The organism is Kribbella sp. CA-294648 (assembly GCF_050943845.1).
Classification (GTDB): domain Bacteria; phylum Actinomycetota; class Actinomycetes; order Propionibacteriales; family Kribbellaceae; genus Kribbella.
In genome coordinates this window covers 2,266,678-2,281,564 of sequence record NZ_CP191981.1, presented here as the reverse complement: position 1 = coordinate 2,281,564, position 14,887 = coordinate 2,266,678, and the positions used below count along the sequence as shown (strand labels likewise).

At 65.5% G+C, this 14,887-nt stretch carries 11 protein-coding genes; 7 read left to right on the top strand and 4 right to left on the bottom strand.

Annotation, left to right across the window (positions count from 1 at the left end; translation table 11 throughout):
• Window positions 1-15 precede the first annotated feature (15 nt).
• From ACQPYM_RS11170 to ACQPYM_RS11150, 5 genes are all read left to right on the top strand, one after another.
• Window positions 16-5,589, top strand: a complete 5,574-nt coding sequence (locus ACQPYM_RS11170) for a type I polyketide synthase (protein WP_433018884.1) — start codon at window positions 16-18, stop codon at window positions 5,587-5,589.
• A 105-nt stretch (window positions 5,590-5,694) separates the two neighbouring features.
• Complete coding sequence (locus ACQPYM_RS11165) at window positions 5,695-5,958, top strand: indolepyruvate ferredoxin oxidoreductase subunit alpha (protein WP_433018882.1); 264 nt, start codon at window positions 5,695-5,697, stop codon at window positions 5,956-5,958.
• 28 nt (window positions 5,959-5,986) lie between these two features.
• Window positions 5,987-7,684: an NAD(P)/FAD-dependent oxidoreductase gene (locus tag ACQPYM_RS11160; RefSeq protein ID WP_433018879.1), complete on the top strand. Its 1,698-nt coding sequence runs from the start codon at window positions 5,987-5,989 to the stop codon at window positions 7,682-7,684.
• Window positions 7,685-7,968: 284 nt separating this feature from the next.
• Window positions 7,969-8,286, top strand: coding sequence for a hypothetical protein (locus ACQPYM_RS11155; protein ID WP_433018876.1), 318 nt, complete (start codon window positions 7,969-7,971; stop codon window positions 8,284-8,286).
• Between the two features lie 144 nt (window positions 8,287-8,430).
• Entirely contained in the window at window positions 8,431-9,087 is a 657-nt protein-coding gene (locus tag ACQPYM_RS11150) for a winged helix-turn-helix transcriptional regulator (RefSeq protein ID WP_433018873.1), read from the top strand.
• On the opposite strand, the gene ACQPYM_RS11145 is transcribed toward ACQPYM_RS11150, so the two are convergent.
• Complete coding sequence (locus ACQPYM_RS11145; protein WP_433018870.1) at window positions 9,084-9,941, bottom strand: AfsR/SARP family transcriptional regulator; 858 nt, start codon at window positions 9,939-9,941, stop codon at window positions 9,084-9,086. The two genes, ACQPYM_RS11150 and ACQPYM_RS11145, sit on opposite strands and share 4 nt — an antisense overlap.
• Before the next feature lie 206 nt (window positions 9,942-10,147).
• Here ACQPYM_RS11145 and ACQPYM_RS11140 point away from each other — a divergent pair, with 206 nt between their 5' ends.
• A complete protein-coding gene (locus ACQPYM_RS11140; protein WP_433018867.1) occupies window positions 10,148-11,023 on the top strand; it encodes an alpha/beta fold hydrolase in 876 nt (291 codons plus the stop codon).
• Between the two features lie 418 nt (window positions 11,024-11,441).
• Window positions 11,442-12,158: a TetR/AcrR family transcriptional regulator gene (locus ACQPYM_RS11135; RefSeq protein WP_433018864.1), complete on the top strand. Its 717-nt coding sequence runs from the start codon at window positions 11,442-11,444 to the stop codon at window positions 12,156-12,158.
• Window positions 12,159-12,898: 740 nt separating this feature from the next.
• Here ACQPYM_RS11135 and ACQPYM_RS11130 read toward each other — a convergent pair.
• The 3 genes from ACQPYM_RS11130 to ACQPYM_RS11120 form a co-directional block, all read right to left on the bottom strand.
• On the bottom strand, window positions 12,899-13,051 hold the full coding sequence (locus ACQPYM_RS11130) for a hypothetical protein (RefSeq protein WP_433018861.1): 153 nt from the start codon (window positions 13,049-13,051) through the stop codon (window positions 12,899-12,901).
• 324 nt (window positions 13,052-13,375) lie between these two features.
• Entirely contained in the window at window positions 13,376-13,612 is a 237-nt protein-coding gene (locus ACQPYM_RS11125) for a hypothetical protein (RefSeq protein ID WP_433018858.1), read from the bottom strand.
• A gap of 463 nt (window positions 13,613-14,075) precedes the next feature.
• Window positions 14,076-14,807, bottom strand: coding sequence for a class I SAM-dependent methyltransferase (locus tag ACQPYM_RS11120; protein ID WP_433018855.1), 732 nt, complete (start codon window positions 14,805-14,807; stop codon window positions 14,076-14,078).
• Window positions 14,808-14,887 lie beyond the last annotated feature (80 nt).

Sequence of the window (14,887 nt, the reverse complement as noted above, 5' to 3'; positions counted from 1 at the left end):
AGGAGCAAGACCATCATGGAATCCAACGCTAGACCGGCTCGGGAACCGATCGCGATTGTGGGAATCGGCTGCGAACTGCCCGGCGGCGCAAATTCTCCCGCGAGGTTCTGGGATCTCCTCTGCGACGCGGTGGACGCTACCTGCTCCGTTCCCGTGGATCGCTGGGACGCCCGCAAGTTCTACGACCCCGACCCGGGCAAGCTCGGCAAGATGAGCACGACTCGGGGTGGTTTCCTCCAGCAGATCGACCAGTTCGACGCCTCGTTCTTCGGGATCTCGCCTCGCGAGGCCGTGTGGCTCGACCCTCAGCAACGGCTCCTGCTGAAGGCCGCGTGGGAGGCGGTCGATGACGCCGGCCAGTCCATGGACGACCTTTCGGGAACCAATGTCGGCGTGTTCATCGGTGGGTTCACCCTGGACTACAAGCTTTTGCAGAACTACGGAGTGCAGAGCAGGTACGAACTGCAGTCCAACTCTGCCACCGGAATGATGATGACGATGCTGTCGAATCGTCTCTCGCACGCGTTCGACTTCCGTGGCCCAAGCATGAGCGTGGACACCGCGTGCTCGGGATCTCTGGTGGCCATTCACCTCGCCGCGCAAGCCATCTGGAACGGTGAGTGCGAGCAGGCCCTGGCGGGCGGCGTCAACGTCATCCTCGCACCGAACATGACGATCGCGGAGTCGAAGGGCGGCTTCCTCAGCCCTGACGGCCGCTGCAAGACCTTCGACGCCTCGGCCGACGGCTACGCCCGCGGCGAGGGCGCCGGCGTCATCCTCATCAAGCCGCTCTCGGCGGCCCTCGCCGACAACGACCCCGTCTACGCCCTCATTCGTGGAACGGCCGTCTCGCAAGATGGCCACACGAACGGGATCACCGTTCCGAACGGCGACGCGCAGATGGCCGCGATGCGGGCCGCCTACGAACGAGCGGGGATACAGCCCACCGACGTCCAGTACGTCGAGGCTCACGGGACGGGCACACCGGTGGGTGACCCGATCGAAGCGGCCGCCATCGGGCGGGTCGTGGCAGCAGAGCGCGACGACCAGGTTCTCGTCGGCTCGGTCAAGACGAACATCGGACACCTCGAGGCCGCCGCCGGCGTCGCAGGCGTCATCAAGACGGCACTGGCACTCAAGCACGGAGCGATCCCTGCGCACCTGCACCTGAAGGAGCCGAACCCGAACATCGCATTCGGCGAACTCGGCATCACCGTTCCTCGTGAGCAGACACCCTGGCCGGCTACCGACGGGCCGCGGTACGCGGGAGTGAACTCCTTCGGGTTCGGCGGGACGAATGCTCACGTGGTTCTTCAGGGCCCACCCGCCTCTCCGGACACGGCCCAGGAATACCAGGACGGGCCACACCTGCTCACCATCTCGGCTCGAAGTGAAGAAGCTCTCGCAGACCTGACCTCGTCGATGCGCACGCTGCTTTCCACAACCGACGCACCGCTTGAGGACGTCGCCTACTCGTGCAACGTGCGACGCGCCCACCACGACCACCGGCTGGCCGTGGTGGCATCCAGCTCGAAGGGAGCCGCTGAGCACCTCGAGAGCTTCCTCGCCCAGACACCCTCCGACAACGTCGCGACCGGCCGGCTGACGCCTGGCGCGGAGCCGAAACTGGCGTTCGTGTTCTCCGGGATGGGACCCCAGTGGTGGGGAATGGGCCGAGAGCTCTTGGAGAACGAACCCGTGTTCCGCGAGGAGATCCTCAAGTGCGATCGCGAGCTCGCCCGGTACACGGGATGGTCGTTACTGGACGAGCTCACCGCCTCCGAGTCTGATTCCCGCATGGGCGAGACCGAGGTCGCGCAACCGGCCAACTTTGCTCTGCAGGTCGGCCTGACGGCGCTGTGGCGGTCCTGGGGAATCGAGCCGGCTGGGATCGTGGGCCACAGTGCAGGCGAAGCCGCCGCCCAGTACGCCGCCGGTGTTCTCACGCTCGAGGAGGCTATCAAGGTCATCTACACCCGCAGCAGCCTCCAGCAGCGCGCCACAGGACAAGGCCGGATGCTGGCGGTGGGGATGACTCCGCAGACGCTCGAGCAGGCGGTACGAGACGCCGGCCCGACGGTCTCCGTGGCAGCCATCAACAGCCCGAGTGCGGTCACCCTGTCCGGCGATGCCGAGGAGCTCGAACGCATGGCCGGGCAACTCGAGACCTTTGGGGTGTTCCACCGATTTCTCGATGTCCGTGTCCCGTACCACAGCCACTACATGGACCCGCTGCGCGAGGAGCTCGAGGCGAGTCTGGCCGACCTGCACACGAGCACCGCCGCCACCCCGCTGTACTCGACCGTGACCGGATGCCGCATCGACGGCAGGAATGCGCGTGGGCAGTACTGGTGGCAGAACGTTCGCGCATCGGTCCTGTTCGCAGCCGCGCTGGAGACCATGGTCGACGACGGCTTCACCCACTTCGTCGAAGTGGCTCCCCACCCCGTCCTCGCCCACTCGATGCGCGAAATCCTCGCTTCCGCCGACATCGCCTCTGGGGTCGTGGCCTCGCTCAAGCGAGGGCGCTCCGACCGGGAGGTTTTGCGGACGTCACTGGGCCAGCTCCACTGCCACGGCGTGGGCGTCGACTTCGCCGCTCTGCACCCGCACGGAGGCCGTCTCGTCAAGCTCCCGACCTACCCGTGGCAGCTCAAGCGCTACTGGAACGAATCGGCCGAAGCCTCCGAGGACCGCCACTACGACGAGGTCCACCCGCTGCTCGGCCAACGGCTGAACGCGGCACATCCCACGTGGGAGAAGGAGATCAACACCGGGAGCCTGCCCTACCTGGCAGACCACCAGGTGCAGGGCACAGTTGTCCTTCCCGCAGCCGCGGTGATCGAGATAATGCTGAGTGCAGCCACGAATGTGTACGGCGAGGGGCGCTACACCCTGGAGGACCTCCGGCTGCACAACGCGCTGATCCTGGCAGCCACATCGGACTCGAGGGTCCGCACCACTCTCCATCCCGAGGAGGGCCGCCTCGAGGTCTCCAGCTTCCTGGCCCTCCCGAACGGAGAGCGCCGGTGGACCATCCACGCCACTGCACGACTCGGACTGAAGGCACCGGCCAAGACCACCGTCGACCTGCCTGCGGCGCGCACCAGCTGCGGTGCCCGTTGGGACAAGGACGCCGCCTACATCAAGACCTCCGCGTTGGGACTCGACTACGGCCCAGCCTTCCGAGCCATTGAGGAGGTCCTGGCCGGCGAGCGGCTAGCCCTCGCGTCCCTGCGGATGCCAGAAGCGGTCTCCGGTGACACGGACGGCTACCTCTTCCACCCCGTCGTCATCGACGCCGCTTTCCAAGCATTGATCGTCTCCGGCGTCCCGGACGACCCCACCGGAGAGGGCGGAGCAGTGCCCTACCTGCCCGTCTCCATCGACAGCGTCCAGGTGCTCGGACCTGTGAGCCCCAGCATGGTGGCCCTCGCTCGGCAGCGCGATTCGGATGGGGACCACGTCCTCAGCGACGTCGATATCTGCGACGACGAAGGAAACGTCCTGGTCCAGATCAGGGGCTTCAAAGCACGGTCCCTGGACGCGGCAGGCGAAACTTCCCTGGACAGGCTCGACCGCGGCCTCCTGGAGCTCGCCTGGGAGGAGTCGACGCCCTCCGCGGTCGAGGACCCCGCCGCCGAATCGGCAGACACTGCGCGTCCACAGGCCTGGGCCGTTTTCGTCGACGGCACCGGCGTGGGCCGGGAAGTGGTCCGCGTCCTCAAGGCGGCTGGGCACCACGTGGTCTGCGTGGAATGCGCCGATGTCCCCGAGCCGGTCCTCCGCGACGACGGCTGCATCACAATCGACGCAGCGAATCCGAAGCACTACACCGCAGTGGCGGACGTGCTCGCCCAGGAGGGCATCACAGCCGTCGTCCACATGTGGAGCCTGGAGGCCGACGTCAGCGCGGCGACCTCCGCTGTGGCACTGGAGGCGACCCAAGTCGTGGGTGCGCAGTCGGCATTCCATCTCCTCAAAGCAATCCACGACAAGCAAGGGCTTCGAGTCTGGTTCGTCACGCGTGGCGCGCAGAGCGTCTCCGGTATGCCGCAGACGCCAGCGATCGGGCAAGCACCCCTGTGGGGACTCGGTCGGGTCATCGGACACCAGGAGTTCGCCAACCTGTGGGGCGGGTTGTACGACCTCGACCCCGACGCAGATCAGCTCGACCAGGCTCGCAAGCTGGTGGACGAACTGCTCGACCCCGGCGAGGAGGATCAGATCGCATTGCGCGGGGCCAAGCGCTACCAAGCTCGGCTTCGCCAGGTTGAGGGTCTGCGATTCCCGTTCCCGGTCCAGACACGTGAAGACGGCAGCTACTTGGTCACCGGCGGCTTCGGGGCCCTGGGGCTGCTGGTCGCCGAGTTCCTGGTGGACCACGGAGCCCGCGACGTCGTACTGATGAGCCGCACACCTCCTCCCGACAGGCAGTCCTGGGAGGAGATCACCGCAACCGATCCCTTCCACGCCACGGTGCGGACCCTTACCTCCCTCGAGGCACGAGGGGCCAGACTGACCGTGGCGGCCGTTGACGTCACCGATCACCAGCAGCTGAAGGACTGGCTCGAGGGCCACCGAGCTTCAGGTGCGCCGCCGATCGTGGGCGTGTTCAACGCCGCCGGCGTGGTGGACGACGAGCTTCTGATTCGTATGAACGAGGAGAAGTTCACCCGCGTACTCCGACCCAAGCTGCTCGGTGGGTGGAACCTTCACCGCTTGTTCCTCGACACGGCCTTGGACTTCTTCGTCATGTTCTCCTCTGCCGGATCGGTGATCACCTCACCCGGGCAGGGCAATTACGCGGCCGGCAACGCGTTCCTCGATGCGCTCGCTCACTATAGGCACGGACTAGGCCTGCCCGCCATGAGTGTCGGCTGGGGGCCGTGGAGCATCGGAATGGTACAAGAGCTCGAGCTCGAGCAGCAGTTCCAGCGCCGCGGGATCGAGCTGATCACGCCGGCGCGGGGCAAGCAGATTCTGGGCAGGCTTCTGCACCAGAGGGCACCCCACGTCATCGCGATGGCTGCGGACTGGGCTACCGCCCGCGAAGCAGTGTTCGGCGGAACGGCCCCGGCCATGTACTCGGGCCTCGTCTCAGACGGACAGCAGGGACCTAGGGCCGACGTCGACGGGGCAACCCTGGATGCCCTGCGCGAGCTCGAGGAGCCGCAGCGACAGCAGTTCCTCACCGAGCACATCCGAGTCAACCTGGCCACGGTGCTTGGACTCGAGGTGGCCGAGGTTGACGTCGACCTCACCCTCAACCAGTTGGGGATGGACTCGATCATGGCCATCGAGATGAAGAGCCGGATCGACGCGACCCTGCAGGTGGACCTGCCCGTTCTCGACCTGCTCCAGGGGCCCACGGTGTCGAGCCTCGCTGCAGACATCGCGCTCAAGATCAACCTCGCCAGCTCCGAGATCGAAACTCCCCAACCGGTTTCCGAGCACGACGCGGCCTCGCCCACGGCTCGCGGTGGGGAGATCGACGAGTTGGAGGCGCTGATTGCGGCGCTGCCCCAGACAGAGGTCGAGTCGCTGCTGCGGGACTTGGAGGCGCAGGCAGCGAGCTCCCATGAGTAGGCCCAGTGCCCGGGGCCGAGGGGTTCGCTGCTCCGGGGCGGGACCGGGCGGTGCGGCGCGTTGCCGCACCACCACATCTCCCACAGCCGCAACCGAGGAGGACCGATGTCCTACGTGATCACCGAAATTTGTGTCGGGCACAAGGAGGCTTCGTGCTACGAGGTCTGCCCGGTCGATGCCATCGGCCCGCGCCCCCATGACGGGGGGTTCACCGAGCATGAGCAGCTCTTCATCGACGCGGCGGTCTGCATCGACTGCGGGGCGTGCGATCCGGTGTGTCCGGTCGAGGCGATCTACCGCGAGGACGAGCTGCCCGAGGAGCACGCAGGAGCCATCGCGGCGAACAAGTCGTTCTTCGACGCCCCCTGAGACCGCGATGGCTGACAAGGAGAGCAGGATGGTCAACCCACGAACCGACCACGGCCCAGATCACGTTCACGACGTCGTCATTATGGGAGGGGGCGCAGCCGGGCTTACGTTGGCGCGCCAGCTGACACTGCACAGCCCCGACCTGTCGGTGGTCATCGTCGAACGAAACGAACGAGCAGTTGAAGCAGCACACAAGGTCGGCGAGTCCACGGTCGACATCAGTGCGCACTACCTGCGGGAAACCTTGCGGATCACCGATCACTTGGGCGAAGCCCAGCTGGAGAAGTTCGGGATGCGCTTCTTCTTCACCCAGGGCCACAACCGTGACATCGCCCGCCGTGTCGAACTCGGCCACGACGACCTCCCCCGAGCCGGCGCCACCTACCAGATCGACCGAGGCAGATTCGAGAACCACCTCACCGACGCACTTCGCGCCGATGGAGTGCGTGTTCTCACCAGCCACAAGATCCACGACGTGACCTTCGGGGGTGCCGGCCCCCACCGAATCGGTCTCACCGGAGAGGGCGGCCAGACAGAACTGAAGGCACGCTGGATCGTCGACGCGACCGGCCGAGCGGGAACCCTGAAGAGAAAGCTGAATCTGGCGAAGCCCAACGGCCACAACGTGAACGCGGTCTGGTTCCGCCTCAACAGCCCGATCGACGTTGGGGAATGGTCGACCGACGCGGCATGGCAAGGACGCATCAAGGCCGGGCGTCGCTACCTGTCCACCAACCACCTCGCCGGCGAAGGGTACTGGGTGTGGCTCATCCCCTTGTCCTCGGAAGCGATGAGCATCGGGATCGTGGCCGACCCAGACCTGCACCCGTTCGACTCGCTGAACACCTTCGACAAAGCGTTGACGTGGCTGGGCGAGCACGAGCCACAATGCGCGGAGGCGGTGCGTGCGCGCACCCATCAGCGCATGGACTTCCGGGTGCTGAAGAACTACTCCTACGGTTGCACGCAGATGTTCTCCGAGGACCGGTGGTGCCTGACCGGCGAAGCCGGCATCTTCCTCGACCCGCTGTACTCCCCCGGCCTCGACATGATCTCGCTCGGGAACGGCCTCATCACCGACCTGATCCACCGATCGCTGAAGGGCGAGGACGTCAGCGAGCTCGCCGCGATCCACAACACCGTCTTCTTCCTGATCGCAGATGGCTGGCTGCCCATCTACGAAGGTCAGTACCCGATCCTGGGCAACGCGCGGGTGATGAGCGCGAAGATCATCTGGGACATCGCGGTCTACTGGGCAGTCCCTTCGCTGCTGTTCCACCACGACCAGTTTCCGCGCCTCATCGACCGTCCGGAGGTCGTGGCGCAGCTTGCGCGCCTGACCCTGTTGACCGTCCCTGTCCAGCGCTTCTTCAGGCAATGGTGCGCCGTAGAACCATCCCGACACGCAGACGACTTCGTGGGGTTCTACGACTTCGACTTCATGTCGGACCTCCACCGCGGGATGGCACGGGGTCTCAGCGACCCGGAGTTGGGCGACCAACTGAGAGCCAACCTAGACCTCCTTGAAGGCCTGGCCGCCGAGCTCATCAGCTCGGTGACCAAGGAGTGCTCGAACTCCACCAGCCCGATCCGGCAGGACCAGGCCGAACAGTGGTGCGCCGACAAGGCTCTGCAGCGGATCATCGAGCGGCGACCGCACGATGGTGCTCCCCCCCGGAGCAGTTGGCTGAAGCTCCTCCCGGCACCAACCCTGGAGCAGGCATGAGCGTGAAGGATCGCCTGCTTGGAGTGTCCGGCGTCCCATTCGTGTGGGGCTCGACGCCGGCTGAGGTCAAGGAGACGCTTCCCTGCGACGTGGAGGTCGGGCGCGGCCCGAGAACCGAGCCGCACCGAGCAATGGACATCGCGGCACCCGTGGAGGTTGTCTACAGGTGGCTGTGCCAGATTCGCGCTGCACCCTACAGCTACGACCTTCTCAACAACCTCGGTAGACGAAGTCCCCGGCAGTTGACGCCAGGCCTGGAGCATCTGGAGACAGGGCAACGATTCATGACACTGTTCGTCCTGGTCGGCTTCGCCTACAACGAGCACATGACGATTCGGCTGGACAACTGGTTCGCGAGAAGGCTCCTCAAGGACCTCGCCATCTCCTACGTCGTCCGCCCGACCGGACCATCGTCCACGCGACTCATCGTCAAACTGACCCTGCCCCGCGCCAAGGGCCTGGGCTGGCTGTACCAGTACTCGATGGGCTGGCTGGACATGCTGATGATGAGCAAGCAGATGCGCAACATCCGCGATCTCTCGGAGCAACATGCCCGCTCCGTGCATCACACGCAACCCCAGCACGAACCCCGATCGTCGTAGGTCCTCGCCAGACCTCATCGACTCGCTTTCAGAACCGGGTGCCGGCCCCGTCCTCTTCCCCCGTCACGGGTGGGAGCATCTTCAATTCAGAGGTGGTATAAAGCAAGCAGGACAAAGTCAACTACGCCCACGAGGACTAGGCATATGACCAGGGGTTACGACCAGTACTGCGGACTCGCTCGGGCCTTGGAGATCCTGGAACCGAAATGGACCCTGCTGATCGTCAGGGAGCTCCTGGTCTCACCGCGGCGGTTCGGCGATCTGATCTCGGGCGTTCCCGGCATCGCGACGAATCTGCTGGCGACGCGGCTGCGTAGTCTGGAGGCGGCAGGGGTCATCGAGAGGTCGCTGGACATGGACAGCAACTCCGTGCTGTACAAGCTGACGCCCTGGGGGTTGGAACTGCGCGGCATCATCAGGGCCTACGCCTCGTGGGGCACCCCTTTGATGGTCTCCGGACCGCACGCCGACGACCAGTTCCAGCCGCACTGGCTGGTCGTGGCACTCGATTCGCTCCTGCACACGGCGCGCGCTCGACGCAAGACGGTCGTCGGTGTCGAAGTCGAGGAGACGCTGATCCGAGTGTGCGTCGACCGCTCCGGTACGACAGTGGAACTCGAGACGGGTACACCGCCCAGCACCGTCCTGCGCAGCGACGGAGCGACCGTGCTCGGCCTGGCCGCCGGCATGCTCCCGGTCGACCAGGTTCTTGCCACCGCCGACTTCCGAGGAGACCGGGACGCTCTGGCTCGGGTGTTCGGTCACCGCACCGAAGGCGATGTCGTACTGAGTGCCAGCTAGCGCTGCGCGGGGTCGGCGACCTGCCGCCACACCTGCAGCGCATGCTCGCTGGGTCGGCACCCCAGTTCCTGCTGAACCCTCTGCAAGCTCTCGAAGAGCTGCTTGCGTGCGGAGATCTGGTGTCCCTGGCGCAGGTGTATCTCGGCCAGGGTGGTGGCGGCAACCTCTGAGTAGGGGTCCAGCTCGAGGAGAGCCAAGGCGCACGGAATCGCCTTGTGTAGCGCTCCAACTCGAACGTAGACCGGCAACAGCCGGTTGAGCGCCTCCTGGTGAGCCACCTCCTGGGCGGCGCGAGCCGAAGCAAAGGCCTCATCGAAGACGTTCTCGAGCAAGAAGGTCTTCTCGTGGCACTGAACGATCGACTCGTAGAGCGCGATGGCGCCCTCGTCGTCACCAACAGACTCCGCCCGGCGAGCCGATACTGACAACGCCTGCGCCTCCTGCAGGTCTGTCCACCAGCAGCCGCCAAGGTCGAACCAGTACAGCCTGTCCCGATCGGACCTGACGAATCTCGAGCGCTGCCTCGCCGGCAGGTCGGGCTCGAGGAGGCGGCGCAGATGGTGGACGGTCACGTCGAGCCTTTTGCTGAGGACGGGCGCGGACGCGTTCGGCCACAGGACCTCACAGAGTGTCCCGGCCTCGAAGCGATCACCGGGGTTCAGCAGAAACCACTTCAACAGGGTTCGCACCGACGACCTGGCCATCGCCTTCGACTCCACTGCGCCGGAGCCGGTGCGCAGGATCTGGAACGGGCCAAACAACCTGGCCTCGAACAACTCCCCGTCGCGCTGGGCCGAGGGCAAGGGCCCAACGGATCGGTGCACATTCACCGTGAGCGCACTTTCCATCTGCATGTGGCTGCCTTCCCCGATAGGTGCCCTACATAACGCAGTGACCCTAGGTTGATCCCGCCTGCGCCGACAAGAAAATGTCCAACCTCCATGCGAACACCAACCCTGATAGGGTTTCTCAAGTGCCGAACATATTTTCAAGCACTGCGACCGCTGGTCCCGACGCAGCAGCCGACACCGGAAGCAGCCACACGGCCCGGCCTGCTTGGGTGAGTGACGACCTGTTCCCCTTCGCCAGCCACTTCGTGGAGGTCGAGGGCCACACCGTGCACTACGTCGATGAGGGCTCCGGCCCCATTCTGCTGTTCCTGCACGGCAACCCGACCTGGTCGTTCCTGTGGCGAGAGGTCATCGCCGGCCTGAGCGACAAGTTCCGCTGCGTCGCCCTCGACTTCCCCGGGTTCGGACTCTCGACTCCGGATCCGGGCTATCGCTACCTTCCCGAAGAACACGCCGAGGTGGTCGCGAGCTTCGTCGATGCGCTGGGCCTCGAAGATGTCACCCTCGTCGGCCAAGACTGGGGAGGGATCATTGGCATGGCGGCGGTACAGCGACGCCCGGGCTCCTTCGAACGCTTGGTGCTGGCCAACACCTGGGCCTGGCCGGTGAACGGAATATTCCACTTCGAGTGGTTCGGCCGCATCGTCGGCGGCCTACCGTTCCGCTTCCTGGTCAGGCAACTCAACGTTCTGGTCGACTGGTTCATGCCTGTCGGTCACAAACAGCGCCAGCCGACACAGGCCGAGATGGACCACTATCGCCGCGCGCTGGGTACGCCGGCACGCCGGCAGGCGTCGGCCGTCCTACCAGGCCAGATCCTCGCCAGTAGAGCCTTCTTCGCCGATGTCGAATCCGAGTTGCCGAGCATTGCTCATCTGCCGACGCTCATCATCTGGGGCGATGCCGACATCGCCTTTCGGCGTGAAGATCGCGAGCGTCTGCAAGAAACCTTCCCGGAGCACGAGTTGATCAACCTGGAGGGAGTGGGGCTGTACACCGAGTCCGATGCACCTGAGGAGTTCATCGCAGCGCTGCGCAACTGGGAACCCCTGCAGAGGGCAGCCGCACATCAGGGTGATTCCTGACCGCTTCCGGTCCCCTTGTCCGAGGGCCGACTGATCCAAGACAACTCGTCCTAAGCATGCCCTTGTCGACGGCGGTATCCAGAGTCGAGCCGACAGCGTCGGTGCCGCACAGGCCACCGCTGGCCACAGCGCACATGTTCCAGCCCGGCCAGCGTCGGTACAGCGTCGTCGCGCGCTTGTCCGGGCCGCGATGGCTGGCGACATGTAGGGGTTGCTGACATCCCGGTGCGTTTCCCAGCCCTCCGTGATCCGCCTGTTGGACCTAGGGGGCAGCGCCGATAGATGAACCGACCGAGCGTCTCGAACACGACCCGTCCCGACGGCATAATCTGAACAGTGACTGCTCGCGTGCACACCGTTAACAGTTAACGACATTCACCGGAAGGGCCGACTGACCTTGGCGTCAAAGAAGGTGAGTGTGGAGACGAGCACCCGGCGGGAGCGGCAGCGGGCGGCGACCGTGGCCGAGATCAAGGCCGCCGCTCGCAAACTGCTCGTCGAGGGCGGGGTGCCGGCGGTCGGCCTGCGCGCGGTGGCCCGCGAGCTCGGCCTCAGCGCCCCCGCGCTCTACCGGTACTTCGACAGCCACGAGGCGCTGATCTCCGCCCTGGTCGCCGACCTGTACGACGAACTGACCGAGGCGCTGATCGCCCTGCGCGACAGCGACCCGGAGGCCGACCTCGGTGGCCAGCTGTTCCTGATCGCCGGCGGACTGCGGGACTGGGCGCTGGCCCATCCGGCCGAGTTCGGGCTGCTCTTCGGTGCTCCGGTGCCGAACCCGCTGGCCGAGGACCACGAGCTGACGCCGGGACACCAGGCGGCGATGCGGTTCGGCGCGGTCTTCAAGGACCTGGTCGCGAAGGTCTACCGCCAGCAGCCGTTCGCCCATCCGCCCGATGAAGCGCTCGGGCCGGAACTCATCGCGCAGCTGACCCAGAAGTCCGAGTACTTCGACGGGATGCCGGCCGGCGCCATCTACTTGTCGCTGACCTACTGGACGCGGCTCTACGGGCTGATCTGCATGGAGGTCTTCGGCCAGTTGCACTGGGCGCTGGACGATGCCGGCGCGTACTTCCAGGCGCAGCTGTTCGAGATCGGCGAGGCCCTCGGCCTGAACTGCCCGCTCCCCGAATGAGGGCCGCAAAGGCCAGAAAGTGAGCCGCAGAAGCTGCCGCCGTCCCCGGTCTTCGTGCTGCGGATGGCGTGGTCCGCGGCAGCAGCACACCCAGCCACCGCCGTCTCGCGCCATACGCCACCCGCTGGCGGATCCGACGCGTGAGAACGACTCTTGCCGCAACCGCGCTCATCGCGACGACACTGGTCGCGCAAGCACCAACCGCGCAGGCGGCGGTGATCAACCGCCCGTTCGACCTGGAGACGATCGCGGGCCCCGTGCCGCCCGACGGCTCGGCCCGGACCAAGGGATCATTGGCCCGGCACGACCAGACGAAGGTTGTCGCCACCGGCTGGATCGACGACCGATGCCCGGCTGACGGCTACGGCGCATACCTCTACGCCCGGGTCCGCTACATGAACGGTGATGCCAACAACCACGATGGATCAAATACATCGCGCTCTGCGTGGCCGAGTACGACATGTACTTTGCACGCCATGGTGACAGGATGTGCGAGAGCTTCCACAACCCGCACACCTGATCGAACTTCGGTTCAGCCGGTGGCGACGAGCCATGAGCACAGTCCCTACCCTCGCCCCCTTCGCCACTTGTCAACGGCAGATCGTGCATACGTGGCTCACGCCCACACTCGCTGCAGTAGTCAGTCGGGAACAGGCCTCGCAATCCCGCACGCGGCGGTCGTTGTCTACGCATCTAATGCAGAGACCCCCGTCGCGCTAGCGCTCTCCTGGCACTCCCCGTCAGCTCAACTCGCGGTGGCCGACCGCACGATCCTGGTCGACGTTGCGGCCGGCTTCGGGGTCGGCGGCGATGTCGGCACACAGCGAGACGATGGTCTCCTCGATGCGGATCGGGTCGGGAAGGTGGCGGTAGTCGTTCACGGACTCGCTCATCAGGGACCTCCGGTCGAAACGGGATCTTCAGTGTGCACTGGATCCTCACGCCAGGCTGCGCACGTGCCTTCGCCGCAGGGATAGACATCGTCAGACCGTCGTGTTCGGCATACATCCTCCCCACCATGACCCAGCGAGGCATCCCGGTCCTCCTTCCCCCGAAACCCGCCGCTACCGGCCCCCGCGACAAGACCACCCAAGTACGAGCAGCGAATCACCCCGTAAGAACGGCCGCTGGTGGCGACGCCGCCGCAACCGGCAGCACCACACCCAACGGCCCCCGACCAGCTTGTCGGGGGCCGTCGTCGTATCGCGAATTCTGGGCTACTTGTTCGGTACGCCGGATTTGCCGTCCGGGGCTGCTTTCCACTGGGCGTGGTCGACAAGTTCGAGCGAGACGACCCGGTACGTCGTGCCCTTGCCTTGGTTCTGGTCGATCTGCCGCCAGGTCGCCGCGTCTTGCTCGGCTGCTTCCTGGTTGGTGTAGGCAGTGGTAGTGAAAGTCGTTCCCGGAGTGTTCGGCTCGTTGATCGTGAGAACGTACACCGTCTGGTTGCGCACCGCTGATCTCCTATCTGATCGGTCTCCAACTCGTACATGTTGACCGACGGCATCCCAGACAGCGCCGCACGAGCGCGCTACAGAGGGCATCACTTGATCCCAGGTGCCAAGGCCAAGACCCTGCGACTTTGCGGCTTTGGATCACGTTCGGAAGTTCCGGGCCTTCTTCCCGGTGACGACCTAAATCCCGGCGACCTGCTGCGGCATGGGCAGGATCGCGGTCTCGACCTCGGCGGACTCACCTGTGCTGGCGCGGTCGGTGGTGGTGACGTCGGGTGAAGCCCGGCTCTGTCCTGGTGCGGTCGACGGCGGGCTGAGTTCGTTGCAACCGGTCCGGCCGGCGAACCAGTCGGCGTCAAAGGTGACCCACGACCGCTCGGCATGATGGCGGTATGGCAGCGGCGGATGGATGACAGATCGTCCTCGGCTGAGGCTGTGCGTGGCTTCGGCTGGGGTTGGCGAGTTAATCAGCCGGCGTACAGACGAGTTCGCCGCCGAACTGCCCGGACTGCCCAATGATCCGGAAGCCGTGGCGCTCCAGTTCGAGACGCAGGGCCTCGGCCGTCAAGTGACGGCGGTTCGGGATGTACCAGGAGCTGCCGAATCGGACCGAATCGGTGACCTGGGTTGGCACTGGGGCCCAGACGATGCCGGTCCTCGGGTCATAGTGGTCATCGTCGTCGTAGACGCGGCCGGGTTCATACATCGCGGTGCTGATCAGATACCGGCCATCAGGTTGGAGCCGACGGTGCACGCCCGCCAGGACGTTGCCGCGGTCGACGTCTGTGACTATGGACTGGAGGCAGAAGATGTCGATCACATAGTCGAAGCGGTCGTCGGCATCCGGCCACTTGCAGATGTCTTGCACGGCGAATCGGATCTCCAGGCCGCGCGCCTCGGCGAACTGGCGGGCAACCGCGATGGCGTCCGGCACGAGGTCAACAGCGTCGACCTGGAAGCCGCGCTGAGCAAGGAAGCAGGCGGCCGCGCCTGTGCCGCAGCCGTACTCAAGCACCCGACGACCGTGGGCCTGCTCGCCGGTCGGCAGCACGCGATCCAGGAAATCACGGGCCTGGAAGTCCTCGTATGCCACGCCTGTATCGCGTGTGTGCAGGTCGTTCCATAGGTTCAGGCCTTCGCGACGAAGGCGCTCGTACGCGGCCATATGTTCCGCTTCGTAGTATCGACCGGACATCCGGGCAGTGTATGACCGGACGGCCAGCCACCACGCCAGCAGTCGACGCCGGGATACGGACTTCGCTGACGGGCTCATGA

What these genes read in the sequence shown, in the direction of transcription:
- ACQPYM_RS11165 (WP_433018882.1), top strand. Translation starts at nt 5,695, where the DNA reads ATGTCCTACGTGATCACCGAAATTTGTGTCGGGCACAAGGAGGCTTCG.
- ACQPYM_RS11155 (WP_433018876.1), top strand. Translation starts at nt 7,969, where the DNA reads ATGACACTGTTCGTCCTGGTCGGCTTCGCCTACAACGAGCACATGACG.
- ACQPYM_RS11160 (WP_433018879.1), top strand. Translation starts at nt 5,987, where the DNA reads ATGGTCAACCCACGAACCGACCACGGCCCAGATCACGTTCACGACGTC.
- ACQPYM_RS11145 (WP_433018870.1), bottom strand. Translation starts at nt 9,941, where the DNA reads ATGCAGATGGAAAGTGCGCTCACGGTGAATGTGCACCGATCCGTTGGG.
- ACQPYM_RS11130 (WP_433018861.1), bottom strand. Translation starts at nt 13,051, where the DNA reads ATGAGCGAGTCCGTGAACGACTACCGCCACCTTCCCGACCCGATCCGC.
- ACQPYM_RS11120 (WP_433018855.1), bottom strand. Translation starts at nt 14,807, where the DNA reads ATGTCCGGTCGATACTACGAAGCGGAACATATGGCCGCGTACGAGCGC.
- ACQPYM_RS11170 (WP_433018884.1), top strand. Translation starts at nt 16, where the DNA reads ATGGAATCCAACGCTAGACCGGCTCGGGAACCGATCGCGATTGTGGGA.
- ACQPYM_RS11150 (WP_433018873.1), top strand. Translation starts at nt 8,431, where the DNA reads ATGACCAGGGGTTACGACCAGTACTGCGGACTCGCTCGGGCCTTGGAG.